Raw genomic sequence first — 19,060 nt, forward strand, 5'->3', positions numbered from 1 at the left:
TTCTCTCCTTATTTCGCAGTACCTCTTATTCTAGCTTCCTAATGGGTCGCCGTCAAGCGCATATGCGTTCGCTTTTTGTAAGAGAGGCCACTTGTGGATCAGGCGTGCATTTTCTTTAATCGCCCTGGCAAGTAGATGCCTAAAAAAAGACCCGCAAACCCTAAGAAGCCAAGAAACGCGATACCGCCTTGCCAAACAAAAGGCAAGCGCAAGCAACAGATCACGCCGAAAAGAACTGCGGTCACCAGTAAGAGTGCCCCAAGAATTTTTTTGATCGCTGCGGCTTTTTGTTTTTCTGGCACGGGATACAGATGTGTCAAAACCATGTATTGAAACTCATTGATCAAAGGAATCAGTTGGAAACCGATCAGATAAAGAAACAAGCAGCCGATCAGCAGACTGATCCAAAGCTCATCGACAAAGAATAAGACGAACCCACCAATCAAAGTCAAACGGACATAAAGCCCGCCATATTGCCCCCCACGGATCACTCGGCGCAAGTAAAGATAGAGGTACGTATTGCTGTGCACTGGTTTGATCTTTGCCAGCAGCCAGTCGAGGTATTTGCGCCGTTTGGCTTCCGTCGTGATTTGGGGAACATCTGTAAATAAGTTGATAAACCGATAGATACGCATTAAGCGCGACTGTTCGGCTTGGATCATATAGTCCCAATCCAAAAGCTGGCTATTGGCTTTCAGTCCAAAGAGGAACCAGATTGCTTGGAAGATGCTGATCCCCAACCCTAGCCAAGGTGCTACATAAATACTGGCAAGTGTGGCAGCTAACGCACTTGCGAACCAGATGCCTCGCTGCTGTTTGACTTGCTGCTGAGTTTCTTGATACAAACGAATCCGTTGTAGTGAAAGATCCCCCAGTTTTAAGAGCCACATCATCCCTAAAAAGTATGGGAATGAGGCAAAGGTGCTGTTTGCTGTGACCACGACCAAAGGCATCGTTGCCCCTACGGCTAAAAATAAAACCCCAAAGGGCAGCCAGAGGGAATAACGTAACGCCTGGCTGAGATAACTTGTCATTTGCCCTTCTTTGGCTAACAGAAAAATCAAATCTGCCGGTTTCGTCAGTGTCACTAAGCGTCCCAGCGGTAAAACAAAGAGCCAAACAGCGACCACGATGACGCCGCCTAATGGAAACGGCCGCGGCAATGTTTTTAGCAATTCAGAATAGTAGAGCCCCAGACCTCCGACTAAGAAGGTGCTGATCAAAGCAAAATGATCATTGAAGACATAGCGCAAATAGCGTGTCATCTGTTTTTGATGCCGCTGTAAGCGTTGCGAGAAAAACTGCTTCATGCTTGACTCTCCTTTGTCAGTGCGAGGTACAGATCATCAAGGGAGGCTTCTGGTGCTTGAAATTGGCTTCTTAGTTCCGCCAATGTCCCTTGTGCGCGGATCTCACCGTTATGCAAGAGGATGAATTTGTCACAATACTTCTCTGCGGTTGCTAAAATGTGGGTGGACATCAAAATAGATGCCCCGGTTTGTTTCATCTCATTCATCAGTTCCAATAACGCATTGATCGCTAAAGGATCTAATCCTAGAAAGGGTTCATCAATGATGTAGACACTCGGCTCAATCAAAAAGGCACACAGTACCATGACTTTTTGTTTCATCCCTTTTGAAAAGTTTGCCGGGAACCAATCGAGTTTGTTTTCTAAGCGAAAGGTTTTTAGCAGGCGTTTTGCTCGCTTCATGGCTTCTTCTTGTGGAAGATCGTAGGCCATCGCCGTCACTTCAATGTGCTCTCTTAAGGTCAATTCTTCATATAAAGAAGGGGATTCGGGGATATACCCGATTTGTTTGCGGTATTGCTCTGGGTTTTCTTTAAGGGTCAAGCCGTCGATCGTGATGGTGCCGCTGTGAGGTTGCAGTAAACCGATGATTTCTTTGATCGTCGTACTCTTCCCTGCCCCGTTCAAGCCGATCAAGCCAACGAGCTCCCCATCGCCGATCGTAAAATCAATATTTTTTAAGACTGGCAGCTGATTATAGCCGCCTGTCACGTTTGCTACTTGTAAAGTCATTTTTTCCCTCCGATTCGCCTGATTATGGCTCTTTGTCAACGTAGGCTCTTTTTGTTCAATTCAGTCAGCTGGCAAAACAGTTGTTTATTTTTCTTTATTCGTGACTTGCAGGATAAATTCATTTTCTCCCACTGTAATGATTTCTCGTGCTAGTTCTTGGCTGCCAAAGCGCTCTTGCCACGTTTGTGCTTCGCTGGCTGGAAAAACGACCATTTGGATGGCACCAGCGGCAAGACGGGTGGTAAAGGCTTGGACAGCGGCTGGTTCGGCATAAGAAACCAGGCTGATCCGCAGCTCTTCTTTTTGATACCCTTGATCTATTGCCCATGCTTCAACGGCTGCTTCCAATTCACTTTGCACCGCAGGGTCCATTGCTGTTTCAATGACAATGGCGGCATTGACTACTTCTTCTTGCGGACGTGTCAGAGAATAAGTGATTGAACCAGCAAACACCACAAACAGCGTGATCGCGATCAACCACTCTTTATAGGCATAGGCTAAGTAGCGAAGCTTCGCTGAAGTCGTTGTTTTTTTCTGTAAGGTTTCTTTAATGATCGGTTTCATAGGTTCCTTCTTTCCAAATGATTTCTGATATTAAGTCTAGGGTTGTTGGAATCTAAATGCAAGCGTTTCTCGCTTGCTTTTCGCATTTCTTTAAAAAAGCGCCTTTGTTGAAGGAACAGTTGCCTTGTTCCGACTTTTTCAAAGAGGAAACCAGACGAAAAAAAGCAAAATATGGTAAAGTAGAGGTAATAGATCAAGGAGGTTTTTTACAATGGAAAATTGTATTTTTTGTAAAATCAATAATCGTGAGATTCCTAGCTACAAAGTCTACGAGGATGAGCAAGTCTATGCCTTTTTAGATATTTCCCAAGTCACCCCTGGTCATACATTGGTCATTCCCAAAACGCATGTGACGGATATTTTCGAGTACGATGAAACGTTGGCAGCAGCGGTTTTTGCCCGTATCCCTAAGATTGCTCGGGCGATCGAAAAAGCATTCCCTGAGATCGAAGGCTTAAATATCATCAACAACAATAAAGAATTGGCGTACCAATCCGTCTTCCATTCCCATGTCCATTTGATTCCTCGCTACAGCAAAGACGATGATTTCAAGATCCATTTTGGCAATCATGCAGAGAATTACACGGGGGAAGAGCTGGCGGCAATCGCCGAAAAAATTGGAAAGCAGGTGAACTAAATGATCGGTAATTTTCTTAAAGGACTTTTGTTCGGTTCCATCGCCGGCGGCTTAGGCGGTTTGCTTTTTGCACCAAAAAGCGGCAATGAAACCCGTGAAGAATTGATTCGCTATTTAGATGACACGACAGAAGCGACCTTAGAATTCAATGACAGTGTCAAACAGCTCAAAGATGCTGTGATGGTAACCCGCAAAACGATCGACGAAACGATCCCAGTTGTGACCGAATCTTTCACGAAAGATTTGGAAGCCTTCAAATTCCAAGCACAACCGCGCCTTGCTCGGATAAAAACCCAAATGGAACAATTGAATCAGCACATCACGACGATTCAAGCCCAAAGCGCCGAGGATGACAAACAAATCGAAAATTTGTAGTTTTTATGAATTTTGTTTGAAACATCCGCTGTTTTCTTTCCAACCATTTCTAGAAGTGGTATAGTAGGTGCAGTGATTATTATGAATCTTTTTAGAATTAGGAGTGCTTAAACGAATGAAGAAAAAATTAATTTTAGTAGCAGTCAGTGCAATGAGTCTTTTTGCATTAGCGGCTTGTGGTAACTCAAGTGAGGAAATCGCAACAATGAAGGGCGGTAAAATCACTGTTCAAGATTTTTATGACCAAGCAAAAACAAGTTCAGAAAATCAACAAGCGTTGCGTCAAATGATCGTCTTAAAAGTGTTTGATGAAAAATACGGTGATGACGTAACAGAAGAAATGATCGACGAACAATTCAATAATGTGGCTGAACAATATGGCGGCAGTGATTCCTTTGAATCAACATTGACTGCCTCTGGTTATACGGTGAAATCTTACCGTGCAGAATTGAAACAACAACTTGCGTTACGTGAAGGCTTAAAAGCCAACATGGATATCACTGATGAAGACATGAAAACTGCTTGGGATTCTTTCCACCCTGAAGTAGAAGCACAAATCATCAAAGTAGCAAGTGAAGATGATGCCAAAGACGTCTTAGAAGAAGCGAAAAAAGATGATGCAGACTTTGGCGAAATCGCTAAAGAAAAATCAACGGATGCGGCAACAAAAGAAGATGGCGGAACGATCAAATTCGATTCTACTTCATCAGCTGTACCAAGTGAAGTAAAAACAGCCGCTTTTGATTTAAAAGATGGTGAAATCTCTGAAGTGATCTCTGCAACCAACACGTCAACTTACACGACGGAATACTATATCGTGAAAATGGTGAAAAACCAAGACAAAGGCAATGATATGGATAAATACAAAGATGAATTGACTGAAATTGCTCAAAACACTTTGTTGAATGATTCAACCTTTATGGCAGCAACGATCGGTCAAGAATTGCAAGCAGCTAATGTGAAAATGAAAGACTCTGACTTAGCAGACTTGCTTTCTGATTACATCACAGCGGCCGAAACAGAAGATTCAACTGCTGACTCTTCTGCTACCGATGCAACGGACAGCTCAGTGGCAGATTCTTCTGCTACTGATGCAACCGATGATTCTACTGCAACGAGTGAGAGTGCTACAGATTCTTCTGCTGAATAAACGAAAAAAGAAGTGCCGTCGTAGCGGCGCTTCTTTTTTTATGCTAATTAGGTTAATATTGCCGATTCAGCTACTTTTTCCAACATCTGAAAAACCACGCTAAGCAAGCCTAGCGTGGTTTTTGTTCTTTCCGTCATTCACTTTGGTTGATCGTGCTACAAGGTCACCGCTACACTTCTTTCGGTACATAAAAACTCCGATTGTCCATGCCAAAAATTCGGTCTGTGTATTGACCAGGTTCCGTTAAACGAATCGACGTCAGCATCATTTGCATGGAAGCATCCAAATTATCGATTTGATGGAGGATCTCCGCTTCCATTATGCGGGGGCGAACAGGTGACCCATATTCTAATAAGCCATGGTGGGCTAAAACCATATGCCGCAAAACAACGATATCTTCTTCTTTGTCATCAAATTTCAAAGCCATACAGGCTTGCGTGATTTCTTCATCCACTAAGACCAAATGCCCTACTAGATTCCCCGCCAAGGTATACTCTGTCGTCATCGGACCTGTCAACTCGATCACTTTTCCTAAATCATGCAAAATGATACCCGCATACAGTAGTGAAGCATTCAATTCAGGGTACTCTTTGACGATTGCTTTTCCTAACCGCAGCATAGTGGTCGTATGATACGCCAATCCACTGGCGAAGGCATGGTGATTGCGCTTCGCAGCTGGAAAGTCAAAGAATTCCTTTTTATACTTGTTCAGTAAGAAACGGACGATTCGATTCCAGTGAGGATTCGTGATCTCAAACAAGGTTTGACTGATTTCTTCTTCCATCTCTTCTTTTCGCAAGGGTGCTTTTTCCATGTATTGGCTTGGTTCATGGGGCTCTTCCGGTTTCGCTAAACGCAAATGCATGATTTTGACTTGCGGATTGCCTTGGTAGACCTCCCGTTTTCCATCTAGCAGTACTACTTTCCCGGGTTCAAAACGGGCGATTTCTTCATCTGATGCATCCCAGAACTTTCCGTCGATCGTGCCGGATGTATCTTGAAAGGTGAAGGCAATAAATTTTTTGCCGTTTTTCGCGATCCGCACATCGGCATTCTTGATCAGCAAGAAAAGTTGAAACGTTTCATCAACAGTTAATTCACGAATTTTTTTCATGGGCTTATTTGGCCGATCAGCCAAATCTTTCACTTCCTTTACTCAGATCCTGGATAGGCTGCTGGTACTTCTGATAATAGCTTACCATTTCTTGGTCAGAAGACAAACAAATTACTTGATAACTTTGCCCAAACTCTTTTAACAGTGCGGCAAACCGTTCCTTACGAACACTATCATAATGCAGCCAACCATCATCAATAATGATTGGACACAATGGGTGATTTTTTTGCAGTGCTAGATAACCGAAGCGTAACGCCATGATTAACTGATCCTTCGTGCCTGTGGACAGGTCGATGATCGAAAACGTCTCGCTGGCATTTGCCGCTACCAACAAGCCATTTTCCAAAAGAATCTTTTGATAACGTCCGTTTGATAGCTGTTCAAAATAGGTTGAAGCAGCCGACAATAGCTGCGGCAATTGCTGTTCTGACAACTCGGTCGTGACATCCGTTAAAATCGAAGCCGCCAACTGACGACTCCCCCATGCCACAGCAAGTTCTTCAATGACCGCCTTTAGCTCACTTTCTTCTTGATAAAGCTGATTCAAGGTGCCATTTTTTTGACTAGCTGCTGCTTCTAATTCCAAACGCTGTTTTTGCTCCGTCAACTGCTGTATTTGTGCCTGAAGCTGTGTTTGCTGCTGCTTGATCTGGTCTTTTTGCTGCAGCAATTCTGCTTGCGTCACTGGTTTAGGATAAATCGGTGTTAACATCACCGCCAATTCTTCTGCTCGCTGCTGCGTGCGTTGCGCCGCTTCCCATTGCTTCAACCAGAGGCTGATTTCTGCAGGGTGATCTAAGCCTTGTTGCTGTAAGAGATCACTGGCCTGGGAAAGCAGCTGGTCGCGTTCATTGCGGGTGCGGGTCAACTGTTGGGCCAGCAGCGTGCTAGGTTGTTGCAGTCGTGAAAGCTTGATTGTTTGCATCTCTTCATTAAACCTCTGCAAGATCGCTGCTTTTTCTAACAAGGTTTTGTTTTGCAACGGCAGCCACTCAGCATAAGGTCGGAACTGCTCGTCAAAGGGTGCCAGTTCTTCTGCGACGGCTTGCCGTTCTTGATAGGCTTGTTTGCGCTGCTGTGAGTAGGCTTGATAGCTAGCAACATCTTCATCATAGGCTAATAAATACGACTGCCAGCTTTCCACCGGCAAATTACCAAAAAAGGGTGTCAGGGCTTGGTGGGCACGATCGATCTGCTGCTGCTTTTGCTGCTGTTCATTTTCCAGCTGCGCCAACTCTTCGCCCAGCAGATCCAGCTGCATGAGAACCGTCTGCCATTCCTGTTTGATGCCTTGCTGTTTGTTTGGCGCTGCTTTCATCAACGGCAAAACACTGCCAATGATCGCTGCGATCCCCACACCTAGAGCAAGCCAGCGCCACGGACTCGGCAAAAAGATACCGATCACTGCTAGTAGCCCACCGACGATCCCTAGCGGCCATAGCGGGTGAGAAACCGACTTGCGGCCAATCAATTGAGGATGCTGCTGTTCTAAGCGAGCTGCGGTTGCTTGCAAAGGCTGCGCTTTTTCTTCTAAACGCATCATGCGCTTTTCGAGCTCTTCTAACTGCACACGTTCTTGTAGTAAACGTGTGGTTTGTTCATGGATCGAAGCCGTTACTAACGGCGGCGATTCTCTGCTCCATTGGCGCTTTTCGATCAAGCGATTCAGCTCCGTGATAGCGACGGCTTCTTGTTGATTGGCCGCTGCTTCACGATCTGCCAAACGCGCCATCGTCACTTGCTGCTGCAGCAAGTGATTGATTTGGTGCTCGTGATCAAGGTAAAAGAAATACTTATCTGATTCTTTTCCTTGCTCCAACTGATCTAATTCAGCTTCTTTTTTGCGAATTTCTTCCGTCAGCTGCTGATACTGCTGATAAAACTGTTTGATGGCTTGGACTTGCTGAGGATCGGCTAACGTATCTGCTGGTGCCATTTGCTGCCACTCTTCATAAAGCCCCCAATGACTCAGCTGCTGCTGATTTTCCTGATAGGCTTCATTCAATGCTTGAAACTGGTGTCGCAAGTCTTGGATCTGTTCTTGCAACTGGGCGATCTGCTGATACTGCTGTTGGATGCGGCTTTCTTCGCTTTCTTTTTCCGCAATCGTTTTTTGCAGTTTTTCTAATTGTTTTAACGCCTGATTCAAAGGCAGCTTTTGCCCCCGTGGCTTGTATTGCTGCTGATTGATGGTTTCATATTGTGCCACTTGCTGCAGCATTTTTTGACTGCCGCTGATTCCCAGAGAAATCAACGCTTGGTGCAGCTCATTTTCTTCTAGCTTATCGATCTGGGTCAATTGCTCTTGCTGAAAGGTAAAGACATCGAAGAACAATGCTCGATTGAGGGGCTGCAGGTGTTGTGCCAGCCATTGCTCATCGACCGTCTGACCAGCGACATGGACTTTGGCACGACCGCGGTCTACATGCCGATAGCGTTCCACAATCACTTCGCCGAAGGGTTCCAGAGCCAACCATAACTTGCCACCGTAAGCTGCACCGTTTTTGGGGGTATAGTCTTTTTTCTTGGCTGTCTTTTTCGGAAAGCCAAATAAGATGGCGGCAATAAATTGATACAACGTCGATTTTCCGATCTCGTTGTGCCCAAAGAGCAGCTGATTTTGCGGATGAAAGGCAAAGCTTTGTTCATGGTATTTCCCAAAACCGGTAATCTCTGCTTTTAAAATTCTCATGACTGCTCCTCCCATTGAAAGTCGTCTTTCAACAATTGCTTGGCTTGCTGCAAGACTTCTTCTTGAAATGATTCATGGGTGATCCCCCGCTGGATCAGCGGATGCTGCAATAGATCGGACAGTCGGTCCGCAAAGATCTCTGGTGACTCATACATCGCTAAAAACTGCAGCATATAGTCTTGTGGTACCGCCAATGCGATCTTGTCTTCATTGGCTTGCTCGACTTCAAGGGCATAGATTACTTGCAGCGGCTCTGTTTGTGCCAACCGTTCATTGAGGTAGGTCAGCCATTCATTTTTTTCCGCAGCTGGAAACCAATCTGGCGGCAGCTGCTGCACATCGGTCAACACCAGATGCAGCAAGCGCGAACGAGGACTTTTTAAGCGCTCGATGATCGCTGGCAATACGGCATTCGAGGCGGTCACATCCGCTAAGGAGACCACTTGCTTTTGCCAAGCGATTTCCGCGATCTCCAAGCGCTCGATTGTTGGTCCTTGTGGCGATAATTCTGCCAAAATCACCCCAGTCGCCTGCTCTTTCTTGGTCTTTCCTTGAGGCGTACCGGGATAGAGGATCGGTGGTTGCTCTGAGAGCGTCTTAGGTACATGGATGTGCCCCAAGCCCCAATAATCATAGCCTTTTTGCTTCATTTCACTGATTGAAAAGGGGGCATACCGTTCACCGGCTTGATCCCCGTGGTAAAGCCCAATATGGTAATCCACCGCTGCTCTTGCGGGAAATTCTGTTACTTTATTTTCAGCGATCCAAGGATGTTGGTAGCTAAATCCACTGATTGCATAGGTTTCACGGTTTTTCGTTGTTCCTTGTACTGTTTGAACTTCTTCCGATGAAAAGAGAATGACGTTTTCTGGAAAAGCAAACCAATACCGTTGCGGATCATAATAATCATGGTTGCCGAAAATCATATAGACTGGGATCTCTGCTTCTCCCAGTCGTTGCAGTTGGGCAAAAAAGTCATGCTGCACTTTTAGACTCGGCCGTGCTTGATGGAATGTATCCCCAGCCAGCAAAACAAAATCGACCGCTTTTTCTAAAGCAACATCCACCAAATTACGGATGATTTTTTGATTGATAGCAGGGAGTTGGGTCTTCACTTTTTCAGATAACAGATGGACCCCTTCAAATGACCGGTCGATATGCAGGTCTGCACTATGTAAAAATCGCATTTCTTTCTCCCTCCTTAATGCTTCTATCATAACATTTATCAGTCATTTCGTCAGCAAAATACGAAAATTTGTTCGCCTTTTTCATAAAAAAAACCAAAGAAGCGCTTTTGAAACTTCTTTGGAAACGACTCTTGCAGTTGCAGCCGGTTTCTCTGAAGTTTCACTTGCTTCTTTGGTCTTTGTTTGTTGGCGATTACGCTTCGTATAGATCTCTTACAGGACCCATGATGATGCGGTTCAAGTCATTGGCCACTAAACTGAAGGCTTGCTCTTTTTGCATCAAGTCAGAAACGATGCCGTCTTGTTGAATTTTTTGCGATAATTCTTGGGCTTTTTGCGCTTCTTCTTCCGTCATTTCTTCGCCAGCCATCATTTTTTGTTGCAGGCTTTGTTGCAACTCTTGAAACTCTTTGAATAACGTGTACGCTTCTTCATTTGCTTTCAAACGGTCGAAAGAACCTTTCAGATCTTGAAATTGTTCTGACTCCCGTAATTCACGTTCTAATTGGTTTGCTGTATCATAAATATTTGCCATTTTGACGCCTCCTCTTTTTTTCTAGTATACCATTCTTCTCAGGTTCTAGACTAGCAGTTGCCTAATTCCTTTAATTTCCACTAATGGAATTCCACAAGCCGCCAAACAATTCTTTCGTTCCTTCTTTGATCTTGCTGCCGAATTCCTTCATACCTTCTTTGGCGCTTTCGGCAAAGTCATCGATGGTTTGTTGCCAATCATTGCTATTTTGTGACGTACTGCTATCAGGATCTGGTACCTCATCGGCTGCCATTAATTTTCCGCCTGTCCAATAAGCGTCTGCAACTTGGAATTGGGTGCCTTGACTATAAGGCAGTAAGCTTTCGGCCTCTGCTTTAAATATTTTCCCAACAACTTGTCCGCTAGTTCCCGTTAAGTAATGATCTTCACTCACATGTTCAAATCCTAGCCAGGTTGACAGAACCATATCAGGAGTATAGCCGACGATCCATTGGTCATTGACCTTAGAAGCATCAAAGTTGGTCTCTGTCGTACCCGTCTTACCGGCGATCGTAAAGCCGTACGGACTAGCACTAACCCCCGTCCCGTTAGAGAAGGTTCCTAGCATCATGCTCGTCATTTTATCAGCGGTCTCTTTAGAAATCACGCGTTTGCCTTGCACAGACGTATTGTCAACGATCACGGCACCAGTTGAATCAACGATTTTGGTGATCAAATGCGGTTTGTAGTAATACCCGCCATTAGCGAAAACGCCATACGCTGCTGCCATCGTCATTGGAGATTCCCCTTTTTCCAAACCACCTAATGCTAAGCCATAATATTTGTCGGATTCGGTCAAGGAAAGACCGAATTCTTGTGCTTTGCTATACCCGCGATCTAAGCCGATCTCATGCAGCAGCCAAACTGCTGGCAGATTCAAACTTTGGGCGAGGGCTTGATACATGACTGCTTCGCCAGCATAGGTCCCGTCAAAGTTTTGAGCATCATAAAAATCAAGGGGCTCGTCTTTCAGGACACTGTCCGGTTCAAACCCAGCTTCTAGGGCAGGGGCGAAGACGCTGATCGGTTTGATCGTGGAACCTGGTGAACGTTTCATTTGCGTGGCAAAATTAAATCCTCTAAAGACGTGCTCACCACGACGACCCACCACCGCTTGCACCCCACCGGTATTCGGATCAAGTGCGACAGAGCCAGATTGCACCATCGTGCCATCAGCGGCATTTTCAGGGAACAAGGCATCGTTTTTATAGGCAGCTTCCATTTGTGCTTGGTAGTTTTGATCCAGGGCTGTATAGATCTTGTAGCCGCGATTCATGACATCATCGGCGTCCAACCCATAGGATTCGGCTTCGTCGATGACCGCATCGAAATAATAAGGATACTTATAGCCAGATTCTGAATTGCCAAATCCATCATAAAGTAAATTGGCTAAGGCAACTTGTGATTCTTGGTCAGCAACGGACTGGTCCAACTTGCCGTTATCCACCATCAAACTCAAGACGGTGTCGCGACGGTTCGTGGCGTTTTCCAGATTGTCGATCGGGTTATAGATCGAAGGACCTTTGAGCATCCCCACCAACGTCGCAGCTTCTCCCACGCTTAGTTCAGAAGCATTGACACCGAAATATTTTAGCGAGGCATCTTGAATGCCCCAAACCCCGTTACCGAAATAGGAACTGTTCAAATACATTTCTAAAATCTCATCTTTAGAATATTTCTTCTCGATCTCGATCGCTAAGAAAAGCTCCTTGGCTTTTCGACTAAAGGTTTGATCCAAGGACAGATAGGCATTTTTAGCAAGCTGCTGGGTGATGGTACTTCCTCCACCGCCTTCGGCACTGCGGTTGACCAGCATACGTAGGGCTGCCCGAGCGATCCCTTTGATATCAAACCCGTGGTGATTATAGAAGTTGCGGTCTTCAGTTGAGATCAAGGCGTTGACCACATCACTGGAGATGGCATCAAGAGAAACGTACGTGCCTTTTTGCGAGTACAACTGCCCTGCTTCATCACCATTGGCATCAAAAATCACCGTCGATTCTTTCAGACCTGACTCTAATTCACTGACTTTCGTATTTTTGGCGATATAAAATAAATACCCGCTCATGATTAAGATAGCAACTAAACTAAGTAAAATAAAAATTTTATTTACGTGGTATTTTTTCCAAACCCGCTTGCGCCATTGATGAAATTGCTGCAAATACGGTTTTAACCAGCGCCAAAAGGTCAGCCAGCCGGTCTTTATTTTGTGAAGGATGTGTTTCCAATCCATTACTTCACGCTCCTTTGGTTAAGTGTAGCATAAATGACTTTCTTTGTTATACGGCTCTAGACGTAATTTCATTCGAAAAGAATGCTTTATTATTCTAGCATTGAATACTCTGTTTTTTATTGTTTTTTTTATAAGAAAAGCTTAAAGATGCTATAATAGTCGGTAGCGAATAGCAAAGAAAGGACGTTATTATGGAATACACCATGACTTTACCCGAAAATCACCCGCCCATGCCGCTTCGCGATTTGTTGGAACAGGAGTGGCTCGTTCCACGAAAAGTGCGCCATTTTCTGCGCACACGGAAAAATGTGGCCGTCAATCAGCAGCCCGCGATGTTTCATCAAGAAGTTCGTGGCGGTGATCAAATCACTTTGATCATTGAAGACAGTGATTACAGCTACCAGCCGATACAGTTAGGCCAAGCGGACAAAGTCGACGTACTTTTTGAAGATGAACACTTATTAGTGCTGAACAAGCCTGCCGGGGTCAAGACGCACCCAAATCAGCCATTAGAAGCCGATACTCTGTTGAATGATGCAGCTGCTTACCTTGCGCCGAAACAGCAGCAGCCTTATGTGGTCCATCGTCTAGACAAAGAAACCAGCGGTGTGGTTTTATTTGCAAAAAATCCTTTGGTGTTGCCGATCTTGGGCCGAATGCTGGAAAACAAACAGATTTTCCGTCGCTATCAAGCCACTGTTTGGGGGAAACTTACGCAAGATCAAACGATCGCCAAAAAAATCGGTCGTGACCGTCACGATCGTCGCAAGCGGATCATTGACTCCCGCAACGGTCAGTCAGCCGTCACCCATGTAACCATCGCCCACGCCCAACAAAAGACAACCAATGTGTATTGTGTGTTAGAAACTGGTAGGACCCACCAAATTCGCGTCCACCTTGCCAGCATCGGTCATCCAGTCGTTGGCGACCCGCTTTACCAAAACAAATCAGCGCCACGTTTGCTGCTGCATGGCTACGAATTGCATCTAGAGCATCCTTTTACCAAAGAACAGTTAGTGATCATCGCTCAACCGGGCTTGTGGTAAGCAACCAAAAAGCATGACGACTTGAGGAATCCCTCTTGTCAGTCATGCTTTTTGGTTGCAGATGATTTTCTCCATGCTTCTACTTGGTATTTTGGTTTATAGCGGTAAGTAAGCTGCTGGATCAACGAAATCTGACCACATCGTCTTACTCAGTCCAAAGTGCAGATGGACGCCTGTCGAATTTCCAGTCGTCCCCATCGTACCGACTTGGTCGCCGACTGCAACGGTCGCCCCCTTTGAGACACTGACAGCTGTTAAATGAAAATAATACGAGTAAAAGCCATTATCGTGAGCCAAAATCACGTAATTTCCAGTGCTTGGGCCATAGCCAGCATCTTCTACCTGTCCATCACGAGCGGCGACGATCTTCTCCCCCGCTTGACCTGTGAAGTCGATCCCGTCATGCTGCGTCCCTGAAAAACCAGTCGGGTCTGCTCGAGTACCAAAACCGCTGGAGATCGACACGGAGCCAGTGATTGGCAGTGAAAATTCACTGGCTGCCGCTTTCTCCGCTGCTTCTTTGGCTTTTTGTTTCGCTTCTTCAGCTGCTTTTGCTTCTTGCTCCACTTTTTCTTGTAGGTCTTGCACTTGGGCTTGCGTCTGCTGCAGCTGCTCTTGTTGGGACTGCAATTCTTTTTTGGCTGTTGCTAATTGTTCTTCGCTATGTACTAATTGGGCTTGCGTCAAGGTTTGGTACGAAGTGATTCGTTGTTGTTCGGCTTCTTTTTCCGCCAATTGTTGGTTCACTTCCCGTAAAGCCGCTTGTTGTTCACTAAACTTGCGTAGTTGCTGGATCGTGGCTTGCGGTCCATCGACTACCAGACTGCTTTGCGCTTGGCTTCCTTGGTGCTGGGCTTTTTGATCATTCAGTGCAGTGATCTGCGTTTGAACTTCCTTGCTCTCTTCTGCCAATTGGCTTAATTCTTCCTGATAATCCGCTAATTGACTTTCCAACGCTGTGACTTTCTGTTGGCTGGTGGTGACTTCGTCTTCATAAGAAGCTAGTTCTGTGGTCAAAACCGTCAGTTCCTCGCTGCTCTTGGTTTCAGCAGCATAACTGATAGCTGGCTGGAAAAGCGGCAACGTAAGGGCGAGCAATAAAAAAATCTTTTTCTTCAATGAGGTAACTCCTTCTTTTTTTAGTAGCTTGGCTACTTTAACATGCTTATTCATGAAAAAAAAGAGGGTTTTTCCAACAGTTTAAAGTCTATTGTTGCAAACTTTCATGTAAATCACCTATAAAACGGGCTTTTTTTACAAATATTGCAGCCGAATAACAACTTTCATAAGAATTTCTTTAGCTCGCCGATCGTCTTATCCTCGCTCTTGCAGCTTCGCCAATTCCTCAGGAGTCAATTCCCGATACTCGCCTAATGCCAAATCATCTGGCAGGGACAGGCCTCCCATGCGAATCCGTTTCAAATAAACGACTTCTTTTCCTACTGCATGGACCATCCGTTTGACTTGATGAAACTTGCCTTCATGGAGGATCAGTTTGATTTCGCTGCGCGTTTCGTCTTCATCGACGTTGAGGATCTGCAGTTCAGCCGGCAAGGTCCACTCGCCGTCTAATTTGATGCCTTTGGCAAAGGTTTTTTGATCCTCCGCTGTCATGATTCCCTCGACTTGGGCATAATATTCTTTTTCCACATGCTTCTTAGGCGACAATAATTGATGCGCCAATCCGCCATCGTTCGTAATCAGCAAAAAGCCTTCGGTGTCTTTATCTAACCGTCCTACTGGAAACAAATCTTCGCGAAACGCTTCTTCAGAAAACAAATCTAAGACCGTCTCTTCATAGGAATCGACGGTTGCCGAAATCACTCCAGCGGGTTTATTCAGCAAATAATAAAACTGGCTTTGATAGACGATGGGTTCCCCCTCAAAACAAACGGTATCTTGTGTTTCTAGTACTTGCGCTTTGTCACTCTTGATGACTTGTCCATTGACGGTCACGAGACCTTTTTTGATCAACTGTTTCACTTCTTTGCGGGAGCCATAGCCCATATCCGCTAAAAACTTGTCTAAACGCATCGGTTTCTTCCTTTCATATAAAACAGCCGCCAAGGTCTCGCAAAGGAGGCTCAGCGGCTGCTTCTAGTTTTATTTGATGTGTAATTTCTGGCGTAAACGAACCATTGATGAGCCGAGTAGTTTTTCAGCTAAACGCAATTTCAGCGCAATGTAGATGTACACACTGCCACCGACTCCTGCTACTAGCAAGCTCAAGATAAAGGCTTGGACTTTTCTTTCCGAGCTAAAGATGAGACCAAAGAGTTGGCGGGCGATCAACGCTGCGATCACCATAATGATCGTCATCGCGCCAATCAATAACGTCCGTCGCAACGTTAAGTTTACATTGAAATGGCCTTTGCGAATCATCTTGCGAATGTTCAGCCAGCAGACGATCCCTAAAGCAATCGTCGTGGAAACTAATGGGCCATAAACTTGGAACAACCGAATCGCTGGATACTGCAGGATCAACTTCACCAGCAATCCTACAAAGAAGAAAACAACGGCTTCTTTGTTGTGGTACATTCCTTGCAGCATACTAGAACTAAGCATAAACAAGCCCAAGACCAGACCAGACAGACAGGCAGCGACTAAAACGCTCGCTCCTAACGCATCTGGACGATAAAACAAGGTGTATAAGGGATAAGACAGCACGATCATCCCAAAGGTCGCTGGGAACATTACAAAGGAATACAATTGTAAGTTGTTGCTGATCAATTTAGCTAAGTTCTTTTTGTCTTTTTTGGCGACTGCTTCACTGATCAAAGGCAAGCCTGTTGAAGCCATGGAAGTAGCTAATCCGATAACCACCATCGTCAACTTATCAGGGTTGCTACCGAAAATCGCCATTAATTCTAAGAGCTGATCATTTGAAAATTCAGTAAAACTACTCATGATCCGCACAAAGGTGTATTGATCCACCAATTTTAAAATCGTGATCCCAGAACCAACGATAATAAAAGGGATCGCTTCTTTGATGGTCGCTAAAACCAATTCTTTGGTTTGCAACACGGTTTCTTCTTTGCTCATATCGACTAAGACGTCCATCCGCACCCGTTGCTTTTGGAAGTAATAGCCTAAAACCAAAATACTGGCTAAGACACCGATAAAGGCGGCAAAGGTCGATTGCGTCACAGCTGCCGTGTATTCGCCTTCGATAACCCGCATAATGATGAAGGTCGCCAAAAGCATATAGCAGACGCGGGCGATTTGTTCGACAACTTGCGAGATCGCAAAAGGTTTCATGTCTTGGTTTCCTTGGAAGTATCCTCGCATAACACTCATACAAGGAAAGACCAATAGTGCAATGCTCAATGAGCGCATTGCAGGAATCAATTCTTCCCCGCCACCTGAAGCCGTTGCCAACCATGGGGCTGCCAAATACATGATGCCGGCGGTCACCACGCCAAAGCCTGCCATCAATTGGAAGGCCCTTAAAAAGAGCTTCTGGCTGGTGCGGTATTCTTGGCGAGAATTATAAAAAGAAATCTGCTTGGCAATTGCCGATGGGATCCCAGCAGTTGAGATCATTAAAAATAAGGCGTAAACATTATAGCCCATCCCAAATAACGCATTTGCTTTATCGGCATTTGCCCCCATCCAATAATACCAAGGTAAAATGTAAATGGCGCCAAGCAAACGTGAACCGATATTGCCCATTGTCATCCAAGCAGATCCTTGAGCCATTTTTTCTTGTGTAGTTAATTCTTTTGACACTGAACGCATGTGATTATCCATCGCCATTATCTCCAACTTTCTACAAACATATCCCTTCCATTTTAATTCGAAAAAGAGTTGGTCGCAATCTATTTTTGCAACATCTTAAAGTTTCTTCAAAATAAGAAGAAAAAAAAGAAAACTTTTCCCTCCTAAACGGCGGTTTTTAGGAGTTATGCTATAATAAGAGAAATCTTTAGAGGAATGAAGGAGAACAACGATGCAAAAGGAACTCATTACCGTGCCACAGATCCGCAAACTCTTATTGCAGGAAAACCTATTAAAAGAAATCATCACCCCCACTGATTGGGTTTATACCGTGCCGCAAGAAATGACTGATATTGCCTTTACCTCCTTAAGTTACGACTCGCGAACGGCCGATGCGGCAACGCTTTTTTTCTGTAAAGGGGCTTCTTTTAAAGAAAGCTACCTAGCCGCCGCCATTGATCAAGGCATTCAGTGCTACATTTCAGAAACACCTTATGACAACTTCGCAACCTACGGGATCATTGTTACGGACATTCGAGAAACGATGGCAGTGATCGCTCAAGCATTTTATAGCAACCCGCAAGAACAGCTAGTGACCATCGGCATCACTGGCACCAAAGGCAAAACCAGTTGCGCCTATTTTGCTCGGGCGATTTTAGCAGAATCGACGGGTCAAAAAGTAGCATTCTTTTCATCTGAGGAAAACTCAGTCGATGGAAAAACCTTTAATGAAGCAGTGTTGACGACTCCCGAAACACTGGATCTTTATAAAATGATGGCTGAGGCTGTTGCAAACGGCCTGACCCATCTTGTAATGGAAGTTTCTTCTCAAGCGTATAAAACCAAACGGGTCGCCGGCATTACCTTTGATATTGGCGCGTTCTTGAATATTTCGCCTGATCACATTGGACCGGTGGAACACCCGACTTATGATGATTACCTTTACTGCAAACGGGAACTGATCCGCAACAGCAAACAAATGATTTTAAATCGTCAAAGCGATCACTACCACTTGCTGCGAGAAACTTGTGAAGTCCATCAAGTTCCTTATATCACCTACGGACGTTCAGATGCCGATTATGTCGTTCAAGAAGGAATGGACCTAAAGAGTTTCGCCCTGACAGCTGCTTCTGATGTCTTGCAAGTCTCTGGTGAATATCAACTGGGGATCTTAGGTTCTTTCAACCATGAGAACGCCGCAGCGGCGATTTTGGCTGCCTGCTTAGCGGGTGCCTCTCGTAAGGACGCTCAGAAAGTCCTGCCGACAGTGATCATCCCTGGACGAATGATCGTTTTAGAAAAAGAAAATGGTGCAGTCATGATCGTTGACTATGCCCACAATTACCTGAGCTTCCAATCATTAAGTGAACTTGCCCGTCAATTACGCCCAGATGGCCGCCTGCTTTTTGTCACTGGCAGTGCTGGCGGAAAAGCCCAATCTCGCCGAGCAGATATGGGACGAGCGCTAGGAGAATATGCGGACAAAGTCTACCTGACCAGCGATGATCCTGATTTTGAAGAAGCAGCTGCGATCGCAAAAGAAATTGCAGATGCTATCACCAATCCTGAAGTTGCCATCATTCATGAGATGGATCGGGCTCAAGCCGTCAAATTGGCGATCGCTGAAGCAGACGGTCGTGATATCGTGATTATTGCGGGCAAAGGCGCCGAACAATACTTGAAAGTCGCTGGAAAAAAAGTCCCTTACATCGGTGACTTGACCTTAGCGCAGCAGCAAGCCAAGCACCAATAGCAACAAGTTGTCTCAA

Annotated in this window: 16 protein-coding genes; 5 read left to right on the forward strand and 11 right to left on the reverse strand. The window is 45.2% G+C overall.

Features of this window, described 5'->3' with window-relative positions; genetic code table 11:
* Positions 1 to 98 precede the first annotated feature (98 nt).
* The 3 genes from IGJ01_RS15510 to IGJ01_RS15520 all read right to left on the reverse strand — a co-directional run bounded on the left by IGJ01_RS15510 (position 99) and on the right by IGJ01_RS15520 (position 2,605).
* On the reverse strand, positions 99 to 1,310 hold the full coding sequence (locus tag IGJ01_RS15510; RefSeq protein ID WP_430601245.1) for an ABC transporter permease: 1,212 nt from the start codon (positions 1,308 to 1,310) through the stop codon (positions 99 to 101).
* Positions 1,307 to 2,041, reverse strand: coding sequence for an ABC transporter ATP-binding protein (locus IGJ01_RS15515; protein WP_430601246.1), 735 nt, complete (start codon positions 2,039 to 2,041; stop codon positions 1,307 to 1,309). The genes IGJ01_RS15510 and IGJ01_RS15515 overlap by 4 nt, the downstream gene beginning before the upstream one ends.
* Positions 2,042 to 2,125: 84 nt before the next feature.
* Complete coding sequence (locus IGJ01_RS15520; RefSeq protein ID WP_244732540.1) at positions 2,126 to 2,605, reverse strand: hypothetical protein; 480 nt, start codon at positions 2,603 to 2,605, stop codon at positions 2,126 to 2,128.
* 211 nt (positions 2,606 to 2,816) lie between these two features.
* Between IGJ01_RS15520 and IGJ01_RS15525 the strand changes: the two genes are divergently transcribed.
* The 3 genes from IGJ01_RS15525 (at position 2,817) to IGJ01_RS15535 (ending at position 4,767) form a co-directional block, all read left to right on the forward strand.
* Positions 2,817 to 3,242 carry an HIT family protein gene (locus IGJ01_RS15525; RefSeq protein WP_005233401.1) on the forward strand — a complete coding sequence of 142 codons (426 nt, stop codon included), beginning with the start codon at positions 2,817 to 2,819 and terminating at the stop codon, positions 3,240 to 3,242.
* The gene (locus tag IGJ01_RS15530) at positions 3,243 to 3,617 is read left to right on the forward strand and encodes a YtxH domain-containing protein (protein ID WP_005227717.1); all 375 of its coding nucleotides are present in this window, start codon (positions 3,243 to 3,245) and stop codon (positions 3,615 to 3,617) included.
* A gap of 115 nt (positions 3,618 to 3,732) precedes the next feature.
* Positions 3,733 to 4,767, forward strand: a complete 1,035-nt coding sequence (locus IGJ01_RS15535) for a peptidylprolyl isomerase (protein WP_244732543.1) — start codon at positions 3,733 to 3,735, stop codon at positions 4,765 to 4,767.
* Between the two features lie 169 nt (positions 4,768 to 4,936).
* Here the strand turns inward: IGJ01_RS15535 and IGJ01_RS15540 are convergent, their stop codons facing one another.
* The 5 genes from IGJ01_RS15540 to IGJ01_RS15560 all read right to left on the reverse strand — a co-directional run bounded on the left by IGJ01_RS15540 (position 4,937) and on the right by IGJ01_RS15560 (position 12,528).
* Complete coding sequence (locus IGJ01_RS15540) at positions 4,937 to 5,881, reverse strand: 3'-5' exoribonuclease YhaM family protein (protein WP_034872173.1); 945 nt, start codon at positions 5,879 to 5,881, stop codon at positions 4,937 to 4,939.
* A 16-nt stretch (positions 5,882 to 5,897) separates the two neighbouring features.
* Positions 5,898 to 8,573 (reverse strand): AAA family ATPase, encoded by a 2,676-nt coding sequence (locus IGJ01_RS15545; RefSeq protein ID WP_244732546.1) that lies wholly within the window; start codon positions 8,571 to 8,573, stop codon positions 5,898 to 5,900.
* Positions 8,570 to 9,760 (reverse strand): metallophosphoesterase family protein, encoded by a 1,191-nt coding sequence (locus IGJ01_RS15550; RefSeq protein ID WP_244732549.1) that lies wholly within the window; start codon positions 9,758 to 9,760, stop codon positions 8,570 to 8,572. The genes IGJ01_RS15545 and IGJ01_RS15550 overlap by 4 nt, the downstream gene beginning before the upstream one ends.
* A gap of 193 nt (positions 9,761 to 9,953) precedes the next feature.
* Positions 9,954 to 10,295 (reverse strand): YlbF family regulator, encoded by a 342-nt coding sequence (locus IGJ01_RS15555; protein WP_244732551.1) that lies wholly within the window; start codon positions 10,293 to 10,295, stop codon positions 9,954 to 9,956.
* 70 nt (positions 10,296 to 10,365) lie between these two features.
* The gene (locus tag IGJ01_RS15560) at positions 10,366 to 12,528 is read right to left on the reverse strand and encodes a PBP1A family penicillin-binding protein (protein WP_008382020.1); all 2,163 of its coding nucleotides are present in this window, start codon (positions 12,526 to 12,528) and stop codon (positions 10,366 to 10,368) included.
* Between the two features lie 191 nt (positions 12,529 to 12,719).
* Here IGJ01_RS15560 and IGJ01_RS15565 point away from each other — a divergent pair, with 191 nt between their 5' ends.
* Positions 12,720 to 13,574, forward strand: a complete 855-nt coding sequence (locus IGJ01_RS15565) for an RluA family pseudouridine synthase (RefSeq protein WP_086332726.1) — start codon at positions 12,720 to 12,722, stop codon at positions 13,572 to 13,574.
* 96 nt (positions 13,575 to 13,670) lie between these two features.
* Here the strand turns inward: IGJ01_RS15565 and IGJ01_RS15570 are convergent, their stop codons facing one another.
* From IGJ01_RS15570 to IGJ01_RS15580, 3 genes are all read right to left on the reverse strand, one after another.
* Complete coding sequence (locus IGJ01_RS15570; RefSeq protein ID WP_086332727.1) at positions 13,671 to 14,747, reverse strand: peptidoglycan DD-metalloendopeptidase family protein; 1,077 nt, start codon at positions 14,745 to 14,747, stop codon at positions 13,671 to 13,673.
* Between the two features lie 141 nt (positions 14,748 to 14,888).
* The gene (locus IGJ01_RS15575; RefSeq protein WP_008382017.1) at positions 14,889 to 15,608 is read right to left on the reverse strand and encodes a pseudouridine synthase; all 720 of its coding nucleotides are present in this window, start codon (positions 15,606 to 15,608) and stop codon (positions 14,889 to 14,891) included.
* A gap of 69 nt (positions 15,609 to 15,677) precedes the next feature.
* Positions 15,678 to 17,324, reverse strand: a complete 1,647-nt coding sequence (locus tag IGJ01_RS15580) for a putative polysaccharide biosynthesis protein (RefSeq protein ID WP_008382016.1) — start codon at positions 17,322 to 17,324, stop codon at positions 15,678 to 15,680.
* Between the two features lie 199 nt (positions 17,325 to 17,523).
* On the opposite strand from IGJ01_RS15580, the gene murE reads away from it, so the two are divergent.
* Positions 17,524 to 19,044 carry a UDP-N-acetylmuramyl-tripeptide synthetase gene (murE, locus tag IGJ01_RS15585; RefSeq protein ID WP_429969655.1) on the forward strand — a complete coding sequence of 507 codons (1,521 nt, stop codon included), beginning with the start codon at positions 17,524 to 17,526 and terminating at the stop codon, positions 19,042 to 19,044.
* The last annotated feature ends 16 nt before the right edge of the window (positions 19,045 to 19,060 follow it).

This window comes from Enterococcus sp. AZ089, assembly GCF_050547225.1.
Taxonomy (GTDB): Bacteria; Bacillota; Bacilli; order Lactobacillales; family Enterococcaceae; genus Enterococcus_D; species Enterococcus_D entomosocium.

Bases quoted from the DNA above. Each gene is read 5' to 3' on its own strand.
- IGJ01_RS15510 (WP_430601245.1), bottom strand. From the start codon at position 1,310: ATGAAGCAGTTTTTCTCGCAACGCTTACAGCGGCATCAAAAACAGATG.
- IGJ01_RS15515 (WP_430601246.1), bottom strand. From the start codon at position 2,041: ATGACTTTACAAGTAGCAAACGTGACAGGCGGCTATAATCAGCTGCCA.
- IGJ01_RS15520 (WP_244732540.1), bottom strand. From the start codon at position 2,605: ATGAAACCGATCATTAAAGAAACCTTACAGAAAAAAACAACGACTTCA.
- IGJ01_RS15525 (WP_005233401.1), top strand. From the start codon at position 2,817: ATGGAAAATTGTATTTTTTGTAAAATCAATAATCGTGAGATTCCTAGC.
- IGJ01_RS15530 (WP_005227717.1), top strand. From the start codon at position 3,243: ATGATCGGTAATTTTCTTAAAGGACTTTTGTTCGGTTCCATCGCCGGC.
- IGJ01_RS15535 (WP_244732543.1), top strand. From the start codon at position 3,733: ATGAAGAAAAAATTAATTTTAGTAGCAGTCAGTGCAATGAGTCTTTTT.
- IGJ01_RS15540 (WP_034872173.1), bottom strand. From the start codon at position 5,881: ATGAAAAAAATTCGTGAATTAACTGTTGATGAAACGTTTCAACTTTTC.
- IGJ01_RS15545 (WP_244732546.1), bottom strand. From the start codon at position 8,573: ATGAGAATTTTAAAAGCAGAGATTACCGGTTTTGGGAAATACCATGAA.
- IGJ01_RS15550 (WP_244732549.1), bottom strand. From the start codon at position 9,760: ATGCGATTTTTACATAGTGCAGACCTGCATATCGACCGGTCATTTGAA.
- IGJ01_RS15555 (WP_244732551.1), bottom strand. From the start codon at position 10,295: ATGGCAAATATTTATGATACAGCAAACCAATTAGAACGTGAATTACGG.
- IGJ01_RS15560 (WP_008382020.1), bottom strand. From the start codon at position 12,528: ATGGATTGGAAACACATCCTTCACAAAATAAAGACCGGCTGGCTGACC.
- IGJ01_RS15565 (WP_086332726.1), top strand. From the start codon at position 12,720: ATGGAATACACCATGACTTTACCCGAAAATCACCCGCCCATGCCGCTT.
- IGJ01_RS15570 (WP_086332727.1), bottom strand. From the start codon at position 14,747: ATGAATAAGCATGTTAAAGTAGCCAAGCTACTAAAAAAAGAAGGAGTT.
- IGJ01_RS15575 (WP_008382017.1), bottom strand. From the start codon at position 15,608: ATGCGTTTAGACAAGTTTTTAGCGGATATGGGCTATGGCTCCCGCAAA.
- IGJ01_RS15580 (WP_008382016.1), bottom strand. From the start codon at position 17,324: ATGGATAATCACATGCGTTCAGTGTCAAAAGAATTAACTACACAAGAA.
- murE (WP_429969655.1), top strand. From the start codon at position 17,524: ATGCAAAAGGAACTCATTACCGTGCCACAGATCCGCAAACTCTTATTG.